The organism is Paenibacillus sp. SSG-1 (assembly GCF_002224835.1).
Lineage (GTDB): Bacteria > Bacillota > Bacilli > Paenibacillales > Paenibacillaceae > Paenibacillus_AQ > Paenibacillus_AQ favisporus.
The window spans coordinates 4489895-4506741 of sequence record NZ_MBRK01000001.1 but is presented as its reverse complement, the minus strand read 5'-3'; the positions used below and the strand labels follow the sequence as shown (position 1 = coordinate 4506741).

The following is a 16847-nucleotide window of genomic DNA, read 5'->3' as shown; positions in this document are numbered from 1 at the left end:
GTCAGCCGCGGATGTTTTTTTGTCATACGCCATCTGTTTATCCGTTTAGCGTCGCCGTCTCGGACCCTGCGCCGGCCGTTTTGCCGTCATGGCGGACCATCGTCAGGAACAGCAGAGCGATCAGCAGGCTGGCCGACGCGACGACAAACAAGGAGGCGTAGCCGAACTGGTCGATGATCAGCCCGAGCAGCGGCGGCGAAGTGATTGCGGCCAGGGAGGAGACGAGGTAATACAGTCCGGTTCGGGTTCCGATGCTCGCTTCGCTTCCGGTCGATACGATGAACGGATAGGAGTTAATATTGATGCACGCCCAGAAGATGCCGCCGAGGGCAAGCAGCACGCGGAGCGGTCCCACGGTCCCGATGAACGGAACGGCCGCGAACACGAGAAACAGGCCGGCGACGCCCGTCAGGATGATCTTCTTCTTCCCGTACCGGTTGCCAAGCCAGCCGCTCGGGATAGCAAACAGAACGAAGAACAGAGAAAAGAAGGTCAGGGAGAAGGAAGCGGCGCTTTCCTGCAGCCCCATATGATGCTTGCCGTAAAGCGTAAACAACGATTCGACGCCTTGATACCCGACGAACCAGAAAAAGATGGCGATCAGCAGCAGCACCGTCGTCCGGTCCAGCTCGCCGCGCAGCTTGATCCGGCTTCCTTGCTGCGGCGCGGAGGAAGGTGTGGAACCGCTTCCCCGAACGGGGACGAAGCGGTACAGAATCCACAGCGACAGCAGGGTGATGACCGCCGCGGCGATAAACGGGAAGGAGCGGTTCTGGTTGTACAGCAGCGATCCGCCGGCAAACGCGAGAATGCCGCCTACGCCGCCCATGAAGTTGATGACGCCGTTGGCTTTGGTCCGCTTCCCTTCCGGCGTGATGTCCGGCATGAGCGCGATCGTTGGCGAGCGGTAGAGGCTCATCGCCAGGTTCATCAGCATCATGAACAGGACCAGCGTCAGCAGACTGGTGTGAAAGGGGATCAGGATGACGAACAGGGCAGCGAGCGGCATCCCGATAAGCAGGTAGGGCTTCCGCTTGCCGAAACGGGAGACGGTCCGGTCGCTCCGGTTGCCGATCCATGGCTGCAGGAACAGGGCGAAATAGTTGTCGATGGTCATCATGAAGCCGATCCACGCGGCGCTCTTCAGATACGGATCGAGGAAAAACGGAACAAACGCATTGTACAGCGCCCAGGTGATGCTGATGCTGAAAAATCCGAAGCCAAGCAGCCAGGTCTTTTTCATGGACGACAAATCCTCCGTTTCGTGTTAGGGGTCATTTTCCACTATTATACAACGGCAGTGTATCCGGTAGCTTCATGCGATTGTAAAAATTATTTCAGGAAGGATATTCCTGCCGCGTGTCGTATTATGTTTCAGGACACCCCAAGTGGGAACATAATAGGAGGTTTTTGTCATGTTGAAAGGAATTTCTGCATTGCTGTCTCCTGAGCTGTTGAAAATATTAAGCGAAATGGGGCACGGGGACGAGATCGTATTCGCCGACGGAAATTTCCCTTCCGCCAGTCTGGCCAAGCGGCTGGTCCGGGCGGACGGCCACGGCATTCCCGAGCTGCTCCAGGCTGCGCTTGAGCTGCTGCCCCTGAACAGGTACGTGGAGTACCCCGTCATGCTGATGCAGGTGGTGCCGGGAGATCCGATGGAAACGCCGGTGTGGGAAGTATACCGCAAGATCGTGCATGAGACGGAAGGGGAAGACATCAAGTTCACCGAATTGGAACGTTTCGAATTTTATGAACGCGCGAAGAAAGCCTACGCGGTCGTGGCGACCGGAGAACGTGCGTTGTACGGCAACCTGATTTTGTCCAAAGGGGTCATTTCTTAAGGGAATGACAGATACGAATGGTCCAGATTCCTCACCCCCAAGCAAGCAAAAACGGTGCTCTCCTCGCCTAAGAGGACGCACCGTTTTGTTGTATTTTCTGACATGTCACGAAAATGTAACACGCTTAGAGCTGGGGCAAAATATTCGCCCAGACGGCGTCCAGAATGCCCTGCATATCATCCTCGTCACTGTTGATGGCGATCACGGCCTCTTTGTCCGGGATGACGACGCAGAACTGTCCACGCATGCCGTCGGCGCGGTACGCTCCGTGCGTGCACATCCAGAATTGGCCGCCGTAACCCGCCCCCCAGTCCGCCGTTCCCGGCGTGTCGATTTGCTTCCGCGTAACCTCGCCGATCCAAGCCTCCGGGATCAGCTGGACGCCCTGCCACCACCCCTTCTGCAGCAGCAGCTGGCCGAACCGGCTCAGCTCTTCGCAGCTGATCCACAGCCCGGTGCAGCCGAGCGTGACGCCTAGCGGCGACGTGTCCCACCGGACATCCCGGATGCTGAGCGGCTCGAACAGCCGCGGCACCAAATAATCGCGCACCGTCTCTAGGACGGCTGCCTGAACCATAGCCGAGATCATAAACGTATCGCCGCTGCTGTACGTGAAGGTCTCACCGGGCATCCGGTCCAAGGGCAGGGACATATAGTATTTTGCCCAATCCTTCTCCTGCAGCGTTTCCCGTTCTTCCGCCCAGAGCGGCGGGGCATCGTGGCCGGAAGCCATCCGGAGCAGATGACCGAGGGTCAGCTCTCCCGGTGGATAGGCCGAATCCTTCACCGATTTTCCATAGTCCGGGAAAAAATCGTTTAACCGTGCATCCAGCGTCAGCTTTCCTTCGGCGATGGCAAGTCCGACCGCCATGCTTGTAAAAGACTTGCTGACCGAATGCTGAAGCCGGCGGGCGTCGCCATCCCGGTCCCAGAGCCCCAGCAGCTGCCCATTTTGCAGCACCCGGACGGATAAAACGTTTAGTTTCCTGCTGCCTGCGTTATCGACAAAACCGCCGATTTGAAATGTCATCGTTAAGCCTTCCTTCCGCTTGATCCCTATGGCTGAAACGGGTTACTGCATATGCCTTTCCGCTGCGGCCGTCAGGAATAGGATGAAATCTATAGAAACGTTTCCACATTGACTCGCTAATCTTGAGATTATTACAGATTACTTTATGTTGTCAACTCCATTTTGTAAGCGGTTACCATTTTCCGTACGCTAGGGATTTTGTCGCATTAACGTAAGTGAGATCAAGGATTTGCACAAAAATACAGTTCGCTGGGCCTTTGTAAAAAAGGTTGTTGACAGGTTTAGACAACGGGCTTATGATGTTAATCGAAACGATTCGAAAAAATCGCTTTCATCGCTTTTGACGCTCCTGCGGCAGCTACCGATAACGCTCGATGAGGCTGAATCGGATTTTGCTTAGGCGGGAACGCAATCGGCGATCAGAATTACCAAAGACGGGCCGAAACTGTCCGTTATCGGCTCAGCCGGGCCGGCTTCCCGAAAGGGGGCTGCTGCTGACTAAGGCGGACAACACGATAGAGCAGTCGAACTGAAATGAAAGGGGTTACATATGGCGCATCTAACGATCGATACCGGCTCGCCTACGCTGCGGATGACGACCAGCATCCATGTGATCTCTCCGGTGGATACCGGCGTCCCCACTTCAAGCACGTTGTATCTTCTGCACGGAGCGGGGGACAACGCCAGCACCTGGCACCGCCTGACGACCGTGGAAATGTTCGCGGCGAGGCACGGCTGTACGGTGATCATGCCGGAAGCAGGACGAAGCTTTTATACCGACATGGTTTACGGGCTGGACTATTTTCACTACATCACGGAGGAGCTCCCCGAGCTGTGCGGGCGCCTGCTGCATTTGAATACCGATCCCGAAAGAACGTTTGTGGCGGGATTGTCGATGGGCGGCTACGGAGCGCTCAAATGCGCGCTCACCTACCCGGAGCGGTACGCCAAAGTCGTATCTTTCTCGGGCGTGACCGACATCCGTCAGCGTCTGAATGACCCGGCGATGCCGGAAGGGATGCGCAGGGAGATGCAGGCCGTCTTCGGACCGGAGCTTGAGGTGAAGCCGGATCAGGATGTGTATGCGCTGTCCGCGAAATTGATCGAAGAGGGCCGAAGGCTGCCGCCGGTGCTGTGCTGCTGCGGATCGGAGGATCCGTTCGTCGGAATGAACCGGCAGTTTGCCGCCAGCATGGAGAACAGCCCGTTCGATTTCCGGTACGTTGAGGGACCGGGAACGCATGACTGGCTCTTTTGGGAAGAGCATTTAAAGACCGCTTTTGATTTTCTGTTTGAAGACAAGACCCAAGAATAGTGAGGAGATGCCAATTGAAACCCGCAGCCTTAGGGCCGAACAAAAATGCAAAGGAGCGTTCCAAAACCGGTAATCTGTTTACGGAAATTTGGAAGCACCGGATGACGTATACGCTGCTTATTCCCGGCATCATCTGGCTGATCCTGTTTGCTTATCTGCCGATGGGCGGCTTGTCGCTCGCGTTTAAGCATTACAAAGCCAACATGGGAATTTGGGGCAGCCCTTGGGTCGGCCTGGAGAACTTCAAGTATGTATTCCGCGACCCGACGTTTGCCCAAGCGGTGTGGAGAACACTGTACATCAACATTATCAAGCTGATCATCACCTTCCCGTTCCCGATTCTGCTGGCGCTCCTGCTGAATGAGCTCCGGATGCGGAAGACGAAGAAGCTGTTCCAGACGATCTTTACGTTTCCACAGTTCCTGTCGTGGATCATTGTTTCAGGGATCGTGATCAACGTCCTTTCCTATGACGGCCTGCTGAACAGCGCGCTGCAGCTTCTTGGACTTCCGACGATCAACTTCCTCGGCTCCGAGCCCATGTTCCTGCCGATGCTGATTTTGACGGACATCTGGAAATCCACCGGATGGGGGGCCATCATCTTCCTGGCTGCTATCTCGGGGATCGACCAGGACCAATACGAATCGGCGCAGATCGACGGCGCTTCACGGATGCAGCAAATTTTCAAAATTACGCTGCCGAACATTTTGCCGACCGTCACGGTCATGTTCATCCTGAACGTGGGCGGCCTGATGTCCGCCGGCTTCGACCAGATCTTCAACTTGGCGAATGCGGCGACGCAGAACGTATCCCAGGTGCTCGACGTGTACATTTACCGGATCACGTTCCAGTCTTCGACGGACTTCTCGTTCTCGACGGCGGTCAGCTTGTTCCGTTCGCTCGTGAACATGATTCTGCTGCTTGCTGCGGACCGCGTGGCCAAACTGATGGGCGGAGACGGATTGTTCCGTTAGGAAAGGAGTGTTAGAGAGATGAGTACGCATGCTGAGAAACGGCATAAATACCGGGTCGGTAAAATGACGCTTCTCGATTACATCATGTTTATCGTGCTGATTGTGTTGGCTTTAATTATTTTGATTCCGTTCCTGAACGTGATCGCGATTTCGCTCGCCTCACAGAAGGAGTATGCCGATAATCCGATGATGCTGTGGCCGAAGCATCCGACGCTGGACGCCTACCGTGCGCTGTTCGAGGACGGCAGGCTGCTGACGGGCTTCTGGAACACCATTAAAATTCTGGTGGTCGGCCTGCCGCTGAGCTTGTTCCTGACGAGCACGATGGCATACGGCCTCAGCCGCAACAAGTTCCCGGGGAAAAAGTTTATCTTCTTCCTCGTCCTGTTCACGATGATCTTTAACGGCGGGATTGTACCGCTGTATCTGGTCATGAAATCGCTGCACCTTACCGGTTCCCTGTGGTCTGTCATCCTGGTAGGAAGCTTCAGTGCCTTCAATATGATCCTGATGATGAACTACTTCCAGGGCCTGCCGGAGTCCTTGATGGAATCCGCGAGGCTCGACGGGGCGGGCGAATGGCGCATCTTGTTTTCCGTCGTCCTTCCGCTCGCGGCGCCGATTATGGCGACCATTACGCTGTTCTACGGCGTGGCCTTCTGGAACGGATGGTATGATGCGATGATCTTCCTGCGAAAAGCGGAAATGCTTCCGCTGCAAAACGTCCTGCGGACCATTATCGTCGAATCGTCGACAAACGTTTCGAATGCGGCCAGCGTGGATGCCCTGAACAAATCCGGTTTTTCCACGGGAATGAAGATGGCTTCGGTCTTCGTATCGATGGTGCCGATCATGTGCTTCTTCCCGATGCTGCAAAAGCACTTCGCCAAAGGGGTGTTAACAGGGGCTATCAAGACCTGATTACACAATAGATTTTTTTTACCACAAAAAATCTGATCAAAAGAGGGGAAAAAACATGAACACCAAAAAGCTGTTCAAACCGCTTCTGGCCGTTGCGCTGTCGGCGGTGATGCTGACGGTGACTGCCTGCGGGAAAGACACGGCATCATCCGGCGGCAACGAAAAAGACGCGGACGGGAACTACAAGGACAACTTAAAAATTTCCGTCGCGCAGACCACGGAAGTAAAAGACGGTGTGCTCGACAACGAGTTCCACAAGTACTGGATGGACAAATTCAACGTCGAGTGGGATTACAACTACGTACAGTGGGATTCCTGGCCGGAAAAACTCCGCTTGTGGATCAACTCCGGCGACCTGCCTGACGTGGCCAGCTGGAACTACGTGCACGGCGATTTTATGAACTATGTCGATCAAGGACTGCTCTACAAATTCCCGGATGACTGGAAAGAGCGCTGGCCGAATGTGGCGGCGGCCTACAAGCTGACCGGCCTCGGCGACAAGCTGGAAGAGCTGACAGGCGGTACTTACATTCTGCCGAAACCGGTGTACTACCAGAACAAACCGGCTGATCCGCTTGTGAACCAAATCGGCGTCATTGCGATCCGCAAAGACTGGGCCAAAGCTGTCGGGTTTGAACTGAAGGATGCATACACCACAAGCGAACTGATCCATTATGCGGAACTGGTCAAAGAGAAAGACCCAGGGAAGCTGGGCTCCAAGCTCGTTCCGATCTCATATACAGCGGATGACGCTTTGACCAACATCATCATGGCCAACAGTGAGCACTCCCGCGTGGAATCGGCGTTCTACAAAGGAGAAGACGGCAAGTTCCATTGGGGACCAGCCGATCCGGAGACGCTGACCGGTCTGAAGCTGATGCAGAAAGCGTACAAAGAAGGCCTGCTTAATCCGGAGTTCTACACTTGGAAAAACAACGAAGGCAGCGACAACTTCAGAGTTAAAGGCGTTGCCGCGATGATGTCCCTGGGCGGTCTGGCTTCGTACAGACAAGATATGGACAAGAACATGCAGAAGAACCTGGGCGTAAGCAGCGACGACCTCGTCCATACGGCGATCGTTCTGGGTGACGACGGCAAATACCGCAACCTGGAGCAGCCGAACTTCTGGTCTGCGCTGATCTTCTCGCCGAACATCAGCAAAGAGAAGTTCGAACGCATCATGGATATTATCGATTACTCGACGACCAAAGAAGGACAAATGCTCCTGAACATGGGCTTTGAGGGCAAGGATTGGAAGTACGACGAGAACAAAGAGCCGGTCAGCCTGCTTCCGGAAGGAACGACTCTGGAAGACAAATATCCGGCACGTTTTGAAGGACTGTACATTTTGGGCGACGACTTCAGTATCGTGAACCCTGCAATCAAGAAGGAATACCGTGACCGCGCCGTTGAGCTGTTTAAAGAGAAAGCGAAACTGGGCAGCGAAGGCGGCAAGCTGGCAACTTACGACTGGGATGTGCAGTTGTACGATTCCAAAGCGAAGAGCCAGGCATCCTTCGATTACCAGAACGAGTATGCGAACCTGATCCTGCAAGGCGGCGATTTGGAAGCAAACTGGAAGAAATGGGTACAAAGCAAACAGTCCCTCGTTCAGCCGGTTCTGGATGAACTGAACAGCAAATTTGCCAAGTAACAGATCGTTCTGAAATAAGGATAAGAACTGAGCATTATACGCAGTCCGAGTCTAAGGAACCCGGTGTGCAGCACATTTTGATGCAGCCGGGTTCTTCTCTTCCACGGTGGTGCCGGGCCGGGTTTCTTCTATTATAAATAGGCCGGCCTAGCCACAGGGAGGAGACATAGATTCTTATAACGATTAAAGAACGCAAATGTACATCGATAGACGCTTTTCTTCATGAGGAATTTGCACAAAAGATAAGCGCCAAGGACGGTTTCATCCTTGCTGCCCTTGTCAGCCAGGTTTTGTGCAAGCTCCTGAGAAAGGAGAAAGGGTCTGAAAGAGCCGGACCATTCGTGTCCGGAAGGCCTGGATCATCATACGACTTTGTTGTGGAGGGAATGGAATGGACAACCGGCAGTTAACCGAACTGTTGAATCAGATGACGCTGGAGGAGAAGATTGCGCAGCTGCTCCAGCTGACCGCCAATTTTCATGAAGGCGGCGAAAGCCAAATTACCGGACCGCTCGAGGAAATGGGGATCACCAAATCGATGGTGACCGCCAGCGGCTCCGTTCTGGGGTTATCGGGAGCCCAGTCGGTCATCGACGTGCAGAAATCATATTTAAGCAAAAGCCGGCTCGGCATTCCGCTGATGTTCATGGCCGATGTGGTGCATGGCTTCAAAACGATCTTTCCGATCCCGCTGGCGATCGGATGCTCCTGGGATACGGAGCTGGCCGAGAAGAGCGCCGAAATTGCCGCGAGAGAGTCGGCGGTATCCGGCATTCATGTAACGTTTGCACCAATGGTCGATCTGGTGCGCGATCCGCGGTGGGGACGCGTCATGGAGACGACCGGCGAAGATCCGTACCTGAACAGCCTGTTTGCCCGCGCTTTTGTCCGCGGCTATCAAGGCGGGAGCCTGAAGGATGAGCCGGAGCGGCTGGCTGCCTGCGTGAAGCACTTCGCCGCATATGGCGCTCCTGAAGGGGGACGCGACTACAACACGGTCAACATGTCGGAACGCAATTTGCGGGAGCAGTATCTGCCGGCTTATAAAGCGGCATTGGACGAAGGCTGCGAGATGGTCATGACGTCGTTCAATACCGTGGACGGCATTCCGGCTACCGGCAATGAGAAGCTGATGCGCGGCATCCTCCGCGATGAGTGGGGATTTGACGGCGTCCTGATTTCGGACTGGGCGTCGATCCGCGAAATGATCGCGCACGGCGCGGCGGAGGATGATTGCGAGGCCGCTTACCGGGCGATCCGGGCCGGCGTGGATATCGAGATGATGACCCCTTGTTACGTACAGCATCTGCCGGGCCTCATCGAGAGCGGACGCGTGGACGAAGCCTTGGTCGACGAAGCGGTGCTGCGGATATTGCGGCTGAAAGACAAGCTCGGGTTGTTCGACAATCCGCTGCGAGGAGCCGATCCGGAGCGTGAGCGCGAAGTGCTGTTCTGTCAGGAACATCGAAACGTTTCTTACGAGCTGGCAGCCAAATCGAGCGTACTGCTGAAAAACGAAGGCGGCCTGCTGCCGCTTGCGTCTGGGAAGAAGGTTGCCCTGATTGGGCCGTTCGCCCAGAGCGACGACATCCTCGGCTGGTGGTCCTGCGTCGGCGTGAAGGAAGACGCCGTGAAGCTCGGAACCGCGCTGCAGGAGCGGCTGGCTGAGGGACAGCTGGTCATTGCCGAAGGCTCCGGCGTCGTAAGCGTGGAGCAATCGCAGATTGACGCTGCCATCACCGCGGCTCAAGACGCGGACGTGATCGTGCTCGCCCTTGGCGAAGATTCGGCCATGAGCGGGGAGGGCGGGTCCCGCACGAACATCCGCCTGCCGGAAGCCCAGCTGGAGCTGGTGCGGCAGCTGAAGAAGACCGGCAAGCCGATGGCTGCGGTGATCTTCAACGGCCGCCCGCTGGACCTGCACGGAATCATTGACGAAGCGGATGCCGTCCTGGAAGCCTGGTTCCCGGGCAGCGAAGGCGGAGCCGCGATCGCCGACATTCTGATCGGGCGCGTGAATCCTTCGGCCCGGCTGACGATGTCCTTCCCGCATTCGGTGGGTCAAATTCCGGTCTATTATAACCATTACAATACCGGCCGTCCGATGAATCCGGACAAAACGGAAGAACGGTATGTGTCCAAATATATCGACAGTCCGAATGATCCGCTGCTTCCGTTCGGATACGGCCTATCCTATACGACGTTTGAATACGGCGAGCTGAAATTGTCCGGAAACGAGATAACGGCCAATCAGCCGCTTCAGGTCAGCGTGAACGTAACGAACAACGGGGATCGCACAGGGATCGAAACGGTTCAGCTGTATATCCGCGACGTGGCCGGTGAAGTGGTCCGTCCGATGCGCGAGCTGAAAGGCTTCGTACGTCTCGAGCTTGCTCCCGGCGAAAGCGCGGATGCGGTCTTTACGATCACGGAGGAACAGCTTCGTTATCATCATTCCGACCTTACGCAAGCCAGCGATCCGGGAACGTTCCAGGTGTTTGTCGGTCCGAACAGCCGGGACACCCTTGCTGAGTCGTTCCGGCTGGTTTAGATGAACAGACGGCCATGCGCGTACACAAAGAACAGCGCATGGCCTTGGAGAGAGCTGACCAACAAGACGATGCAGGATGAAAAATACTGTAAAAGCTGCCTCGAAGCCGTACCGGACAGGTTCCGGCCGGCTTCCGGGATAGGAGGATGAACAACTATGACAACCATTACGAATTCCAAGCTTCACGTCCAGGCCGGCGATCTGTCCTTTACGTTCTGGGAAAGCGGCGACCTGTTCCAAGCCGTCAGCGGCAAAACGATGATCAACCAGCTGATGAGCAGCCCGCTCGATGGGGCTTTAAATAATCTGTATCTTCGCATCCATGACGATTCTGCCATCCGCTTCTACCCTCTGCTCGGCATCCGTTCGGACAGCCGGGTCAGCACAGGCGAGGGACGTATCGTCTGGACAGGCGAAGCCGAAGGGGTAGCGTACAGCGTGACGTTTGCGCTCAGTCCGCTCGGCGTATGGTTCTGGGACGTCCGGGCGACCGGGCAGGGCCTCAAGATCGACGTTGTTTACGGCCAGGATATCGGGGACGCGGATCCGGGCGCCGTTCGCAGCAACGAGGCGTACCTGTCCCAATATATCGACCATACCGTCTTCGAAGACAAAGACCACGGCTATGTGGTGTGCTCGCGCCAAAACCAGCCGCAGGGCGGAGCGTTCCCTTACATACAGCAGGGTTCGCTGACGCGTGCCGCGGGGTTCTCTACGGACGGCTTCCAGTTCTTCGGCCTGTCTTATAAAGAAACGAACGTGCCGGCATGCCTCAGCCAGCCTCAATTGGCGAACGAGGTCTATCAATACGAGTTCGCCTACACGGCGCTTCAGTCCGAAGCGGTAACGCTGGACGGGGAAGCACGCTTCGTGTTCTACGGCCTGTTCAAGCCGGATCATGCGGCTGCGGTAACCGAGCTGGAATTCAAGGACGAGGTGCTGAAAGCCTGGGATCAGGTGCAGGCAAATCTGGCCGCTGCGGACGGACCGCTGCATGAACTGCCGCAGGTCCGCCTGAATCCGGAGATCGGCGAACCGCTGCGCACCCTGCCGCTTACCGCGGAGGAGCTCGAAACCCTTTTCCCGGCAGCCGGAAGACAGGAAGAGGAAACCGAGAACGGACAGCTTCTTGCGTTCTTTACCGACACCTATGAGCATGTCGTACTGAAGGAGAAGGAGCTGCGGGTGGAGCGTCCGCACGGGCATATCCTGATGAGCGGCGGCAGCGTGAAGCTGGGCGCCAAAGTCGTGACGACGACTTCTTATATGTACGGCATTTTCAACTCCCATCTGGTGGTGGGCAATACCAACTTCAACAAAATGATGAGCAATGCCCGCAGCGCCTTGAACGTGCCGAAGACGGCGGGACAGCGGATATACGTAAACATCGAAGGAGTGTACCGACTCCTGACGATGCCGTCCCTGTTCGAGATCGGCTTCAACTATGTGCGCTGGTATTACAAAACGGCGGATGACATGCTGGTGATCACCAATTTCGCGGCGGCGGATGCGCCTGAAGTACGCCTTCATGTGCGCTCGGAGAGTGGCAAAGCGTATGAATTCCTGGTGACCAGCCAGGTCACCATGGACGTCAACGAGTTCGGAGCGCCGGTCCGCATGACGGAATCGGCGGGTGTGCTGACGTTCCACGGCGCCAAGGACACGCTCCGGAAGGAAGCCTATCCGAACCTGAAATACACCATGCGGATCGACGGCGCCAAGGCGGCTGTTAGCGATGAAACGGCACTTGCAAGCGGCGTTCAGGCTGGAGAAGCATCGGTAGTGACGCTCAAGCTGGATGCTGCACCGGAGTGGACTTTGACGATGCAGGGGCTGCTGGACGGGGAAGACCTTCCTGAAGCTAACCGCAGCGCAGAAGATGAAATCGCGAAGTACCGGGAGTTCTTCCGGGACGTGATGAACGGATTCCGCTTAACCGGCGGGGATGGCACGGAAGGCAAGGACTTTTTCAAAGTGAATGCGCTGGCCTGGTGGTACACCCATAACATGCTGGTTCATTATTCGGTGCCGCATGGCTTGGAACAGTACGGAGGCGCGGCTTGGGGAACGCGGGACGTCTGCCAGGGGCCGACCGAGTACTTTATGGCGACGCAAAAATTCGAACAGGTGCGCGACATTCTGAAAATGGTGTATTCCCACCAGTACGAAGACGACGGCAACTGGCCGCAGTGGTTCATGTTCGACAACTACTATACCGTCCAGCAGGAGGAGAGCCACGGCGATATCATCGTATGGCCGCTGAAGGTGCTCAGCGATTACCTGCGGGCGACCGAAGACTTCGGCATTCTCGAGGAAAAGGTTCCGTATACGGTCAAGCACAAGTTCCATTTTACCGAAGAAACAGCCACGATTCTGGATCATGTGTACAAGGAGATCGGTTACATTCGCAGCCACTTCCTGCATGATACCCACCTGTCCTCTTATGGGGATGGAGACTGGGACGATACACTGCAGCCGGCCAACGCCCAGCTGAAGCAGTACATGGTCAGCAGCTGGACCGTCGCCCTGACGTACCAGACGATGACGCAGCTGTCGGGGGCCTTGAAATCCGCCAAGCCGGAACTGGCTTCGGAGCTTCATGACATGGCGCAGGGAATCAAGCGCGATTACGAAAAATACATGCTCGGAACGGAAGTCATTCCTGGGTTCCTCTATATGGAGAATCCGGACGAGGTGAAGCTGATGCTCCATCCGACCGACGAAGAGACCGGCATTCAGTACCGCCTGCTGCCGATGACCCGGAGCATGATTGCGGAGCTGCTGGATCCGGAGCGCGCTAAGGCGCATTATGAGCTGATCAAAGAGAAGCTCTTCTTCCCGGACGGCGTCCGTCTCATGAACCGTCCGGCCCAGTATGCCGGCGGCGTCAGCACGCACTTCAAACGGGCGGAGCAGGCGTCGAACTTCGGGCGCGAAGTGGGCCTGCAGTATGTTCACGCCCATATCCGCTTCATTGAAGCGATGGCGAAGCTTGGGCATGCGGATGATGTATGGAACGGCCTGAACGTGATCAACCCGGTCGGCATCCGCAATGTCGTGCCGAATGCCGAGCTGCGTCAAAGCAACGCTTATTTCAGCAGCTCCGACGGCAAGTTCAACACGCGTTATGACGCGCAGGCGCATTTTGATGAGCTGCGCAGCGGCAGCGTGCAGGTGAAGGGCGGATGGCGTATTTATTCCAGCGGCCCGGGGATCTACATGAATCAGCTGATCTCGAACGCGCTGGGCATCCGCCAGGAGCAGCAGGATCTCATCGTGGATCCGGTGCTGCCGCAGAAGCTGGACGGCCTGCGCTTCGACTTCCGCTACGACGGTCAGGACGTGGCCTTCATTTACCATTTGAACGGCACCGGCGAGCGCCGCGTGAAGCTGAACGGCCGGGAGCTGGAAGCTTCGGCGGTGAGCAATCCGTACCGCGAGGGCGGACTGCGGATTTCGAAGGACGTGTTTGAGCAGGGAATGAAGCCGGACGGCCACAATGTGGTTGAGATTTTTATGTAGCAGTTTAAGGCGATCTTCACGGATCGCCCTTTTCCATGAGAACTGGAATATGGATAATTTTGGACCTAGCAATGGTTTGATACGGGGGAGCGAGGAACATTGGTTAGTATTAAGGATATCGCTAAAAAAGCCGGGGTTTCCATATCGACGGTATCATATGCCCTGAACGGCAGCAGCAAGGTGACGGATGAAACCCGCTCGAAAATTTTGGCGATCGCCAAGGAACTGAACTATGTGCCGAACGCGGCCGCGAGATCGCTGAAGAAGCGGGAGTCCCGGATCATCGGGGTATTTCTGACGGATTTTAAGGGGGACGTGTATGGCGACCTGCTCGACGGGATGAAGGAGGTCTGCAACGCCCAGGGCTACGACCTGATCGTATGCAGCGGCAAGCAGGCCCACCGGATGCTTCCGGAGCGGATGATCGACGGAGCTATCATTCTGGACCATGCGTTCACGAACGCCGAGCTGCTCAAATATGCCGAGCGGAACCACAAAATCGTCGTGCTGGACCGGGAGCTCGAGCATCCCAACATCAATCAGGTGCTGCTGGATAATAAGGCAGGGGCTACGCTGGCCACCGAATTTTTGGTCGAGCAGGGCCACAAGAAGATTTACATCGTGACGGGACCAGATGACTCGTTTGACTCCATTCAGCGTATGAAGGCGGTCAAAATGGTTGCGGACCGCACGGAAGATGTGGAGTGGATCGAGATCCCCGGCGACTTCAAGAAAAGCGGAGGGGAACGCGCCGCCGAACGGGTCATCGGTGAGTATACCGGCCCGGCGGCCGTATTCTGCCTCAATGACGAAATGGCCATCGGTTTTTGCAACCGGCTGGCGGAGACCGATTACCGGATCGGGGAGCATGTGCATTTGATCGGCTTCGATAATATTGAGCTGACGAGCTACATGCAGCCGCGCCTGGCGACCATCAACTACTCCAAACGGAAATGGGGGGCGCTGGCGTCGGAGCAGCTGATCAAAATTTTATCGGGTGAGGAAGTGGAGCATGAGCGCATCTACGTCACGTTGATCAAAGGGGAATCTGTCGGAAAAAGCGCCCGGCAGGTTAACGTGGGATAGATGAAGCACGCATGCACCGCGGTAAACAAACAGAAGGGTATCCGGCTGACTAGAGCCTGTCGGATACCCTTTTTGCATGTTCATTTTACGTTAACGAATGGCCACGTTGTAGATTTTCAACCAGTTGTTGACCTGGGCCAGGTAAGCAAACAGCTGCGGCCCCGACATCAGCTGGCCGAACCATGGCAGATTCGAGGACGCCTCAGGGGAAGCGGCGATCTCGAGAATTTTGTTTTTGTCGATCAGCGGCAGGATCGGGGCAGACGGATCGTCCAGAATGTCGAGCATCTGCTGCTTGACGGCGGCAAGGAAATCCGGATTGTGGGTTTTCGGATACGGGCTCTTCTTGCGGTAGAGCACGTCGTCCGGCAGCACGCCTTCCAGTGCCTTGCGTAGAATGCCCTTTTCCCGTCCGCCGGTCATTTTGATTTCCCAAGGGATATTCCACACGTACTGGACCAGCCGGTGATCACAATAAGGCACGCGTACTTCGAGGCCGACGCCCATGCTCATGCGGTCCTTGCGGTCCAGCAGCGTCGGCATGAAGCGGGTGATGTTCAGATAGGACATGACCCGCATTTTGGCCTGCTGGCCGGTCTCGCCGCGCAGCTTGGGAACCTCCCGTACCGCATCGGCGTAACGGTCCCCCAGGTAATCCAGCGGACGGATCCATTCGCGGATTTCGGGAGACAGCAGGCTGGCCCTCATGTCGGGTGCGACCGACCAAGGGAACGTGCCGGAATTCAGCATTTCCTCGCGGTGAAACCAGGGATAGCCGCCGAAAATTTCGTCGGCCGCTTCGCCGGAGACGGCTACCGTCGCCCCTTTTTTGATCTCACGGCAAAATAAGTAGAGCGAGCCGTCCACGTCCGCCATGCCGGGCAGGTCCCGGGTCAGGGTAGAGGCGTTCAGCGATTCTACGAGCTCGGGGGTATCAAATTCGATGTAATGGTGCTGTGTTCCGAGCTCCTCCACCATCCGCTGGATAAACGGAGCATCGGCTCCCGGCTGGAAGGCATGCGATTTGAAATGCTTCTCATTGCCGACGTAATCGACGGAGTAGGTGTGGACCTGCCCTTGGTTGGTCCGGTTATAATACTGAACGGCAAGGGCCGTCAGGGCGCTGGAATCCAGCCCTCCGGACAGCAGCGTGCAGACCGGAACGTCCGAAACCAGCTGCCGTTCCAGCGTATCCTGCAGCAGCTCGCGCAGCTTGGCCGCCGTTTCCTCCACGCTGTCTTCGTGAATGTGGCTGTCCAGACGCCAGTAGGCGTAACTGCGGAGCCCGTCGCGGCTGAAGATCATCGCGTGCCCTGCCCGCAGCTCCTTCATGTCTTTATAGACGCCCTGTCCCGGCGTCCGCGCCGGGCCGATAATGAACACTTCGGCGAGCCCTTCCGGGCCGACCACGGCCTCCATTTTGGGATGCTGCAGCAGCGCTTTGGGCTCAGAGCCGAATATTAAAGTGCCGTCGATGTAGGCGTAGAACAGGGGCTTAACGCCCAGGCGGTCCCGTGCCATAAACACCTGCTCCCGGACGCTGTCCCAGATGGCAAAGGCAAAAATGCCGTTGAACCGGTCCACGCAGGCCGGCCCCCATTCGATGTATGAAACCAAAAGAACTTCCGTATCGCAATGGGTCCGGAAGTGATGTCCTCTTTTGACCAATTCGCTCCGCAGCTCGGCCGCGTTATATAGCTCCCCGTTATAACAAATCGCATACACATCATCATCATCATGAACGATCATGGGCTGTGCGCCGTTTTCGGGGTCAATGACGCTCAGACGGCGGTGGCCGAAGGCGCATGGATTGGAGATCCATGTTCCCGAAGCGTCCGGTCCGCGATCCGACATCGTTTCTGTCATTTTGACAAGGATCTGCGAATCCTGGGTTAAGTCGCCGCTCCATTGTATAAAACCGGTTATTCCGCACATGATGGGTCATCCTCT

The 16847-nt window shown here is 56.3% G+C and carries 11 protein-coding genes; 8 read left to right on the top strand and 3 right to left on the bottom strand.

Annotated features, from left to right (window positions below; all coding sequences use genetic code 11):
* Window positions 1–37: 37 nt before the first annotated feature.
* Window positions 38–1243, bottom strand: coding sequence for an SLC45 family MFS transporter (locus BCV73_RS20900; protein ID WP_089548414.1), 1206 nt, complete (start codon window positions 1241–1243; stop codon window positions 38–40).
* 172 nt (window positions 1244–1415) lie between these two features.
* Between BCV73_RS20900 and fucU the strand changes: the two genes are divergently transcribed.
* Window positions 1416–1844, top strand: coding sequence for an L-fucose mutarotase (gene fucU, locus BCV73_RS20895; protein ID WP_089548413.1), 429 nt, complete (start codon window positions 1416–1418; stop codon window positions 1842–1844).
* 124 nt (window positions 1845–1968) lie between these two features.
* Here fucU and BCV73_RS20890 read toward each other — a convergent pair whose 3' ends face one another.
* Window positions 1969–2874, bottom strand: a complete 906-nt coding sequence (locus BCV73_RS20890; protein WP_089548412.1) for a serine hydrolase domain-containing protein — start codon at window positions 2872–2874, stop codon at window positions 1969–1971.
* Window positions 2875–3424: 550 nt separating this feature from the next.
* Between BCV73_RS20890 and BCV73_RS20885 the strand changes: the two genes are divergently transcribed.
* The 7 genes from BCV73_RS20885 (at window position 3425) to BCV73_RS20855 (ending at window position 14897) form a co-directional block, all read left to right on the top strand.
* The gene (locus BCV73_RS20885; RefSeq protein WP_089548411.1) at window positions 3425–4189 is read left to right on the top strand and encodes an alpha/beta hydrolase; all 765 of its coding nucleotides are present in this window, start codon (window positions 3425–3427) and stop codon (window positions 4187–4189) included.
* Between the two features lie 14 nt (window positions 4190–4203).
* Window positions 4204–5163: an ABC transporter permease gene (locus BCV73_RS20880; protein ID WP_076174221.1), complete on the top strand. Its 960-nt coding sequence runs from the start codon at window positions 4204–4206 to the stop codon at window positions 5161–5163.
* Window positions 5164–5181: 18 nt separating this feature from the next.
* Window positions 5182–6084 carry a carbohydrate ABC transporter permease gene (locus tag BCV73_RS20875; RefSeq protein ID WP_076174223.1) on the top strand — a complete coding sequence of 301 codons (903 nt, stop codon included), beginning with the start codon at window positions 5182–5184 and terminating at the stop codon, window positions 6082–6084.
* Window positions 6085–6139: 55 nt separating this feature from the next.
* Window positions 6140–7738, top strand: a complete 1599-nt coding sequence (locus BCV73_RS20870; protein ID WP_089548410.1) for a type 2 periplasmic-binding domain-containing protein — start codon at window positions 6140–6142, stop codon at window positions 7736–7738.
* 391 nt (window positions 7739–8129) lie between these two features.
* A complete protein-coding gene (bglX, locus tag BCV73_RS20865; protein WP_089548409.1) occupies window positions 8130–10289 on the top strand; it encodes a beta-glucosidase BglX in 2160 nt (719 codons plus the stop codon).
* A gap of 156 nt (window positions 10290–10445) precedes the next feature.
* Complete coding sequence (locus BCV73_RS20860) at window positions 10446–13811, top strand: GH36-type glycosyl hydrolase domain-containing protein (protein WP_089548408.1); 3366 nt, start codon at window positions 10446–10448, stop codon at window positions 13809–13811.
* Between the two features lie 99 nt (window positions 13812–13910).
* Window positions 13911–14897, top strand: coding sequence for a LacI family DNA-binding transcriptional regulator (locus BCV73_RS20855; protein ID WP_089548407.1), 987 nt, complete (start codon window positions 13911–13913; stop codon window positions 14895–14897).
* Window positions 14898–14987: 90 nt separating this feature from the next.
* On the opposite strand, the gene asnB is transcribed toward BCV73_RS20855, so the two are convergent.
* A complete protein-coding gene (gene asnB, locus BCV73_RS20850) occupies window positions 14988–16832 on the bottom strand; it encodes an asparagine synthase (glutamine-hydrolyzing) (protein ID WP_089548406.1) in 1845 nt (614 codons plus the stop codon).
* Window positions 16833–16847: the final 15 nt, after the last annotated feature.

Bases quoted from the DNA above. Each gene is read 5' to 3' on its own strand.
- BCV73_RS20860 (WP_089548408.1), top strand. From the start codon at position 10,446: ATGACAACCATTACGAATTCCAAGCTTCACGTCCAGGCCGGCGATCTG.
- fucU (WP_089548413.1), top strand. From the start codon at position 1,416: ATGTTGAAAGGAATTTCTGCATTGCTGTCTCCTGAGCTGTTGAAAATA.
- BCV73_RS20900 (WP_089548414.1), bottom strand. From the start codon at position 1,243: ATGAAAAAGACCTGGCTGCTTGGCTTCGGATTTTTCAGCATCAGCATC.
- BCV73_RS20870 (WP_089548410.1), top strand. From the start codon at position 6,140: ATGAACACCAAAAAGCTGTTCAAACCGCTTCTGGCCGTTGCGCTGTCG.
- asnB (WP_089548406.1), bottom strand. From the start codon at position 16,832: ATGTGCGGAATAACCGGTTTTATACAATGGAGCGGCGACTTAACCCAG.
- BCV73_RS20890 (WP_089548412.1), bottom strand. From the start codon at position 2,874: ATGACATTTCAAATCGGCGGTTTTGTCGATAACGCAGGCAGCAGGAAA.
- bglX (WP_089548409.1), top strand. From the start codon at position 8,130: ATGGACAACCGGCAGTTAACCGAACTGTTGAATCAGATGACGCTGGAG.
- BCV73_RS20875 (WP_076174223.1), top strand. From the start codon at position 5,182: ATGAGTACGCATGCTGAGAAACGGCATAAATACCGGGTCGGTAAAATG.
- BCV73_RS20885 (WP_089548411.1), top strand. From the start codon at position 3,425: ATGGCGCATCTAACGATCGATACCGGCTCGCCTACGCTGCGGATGACG.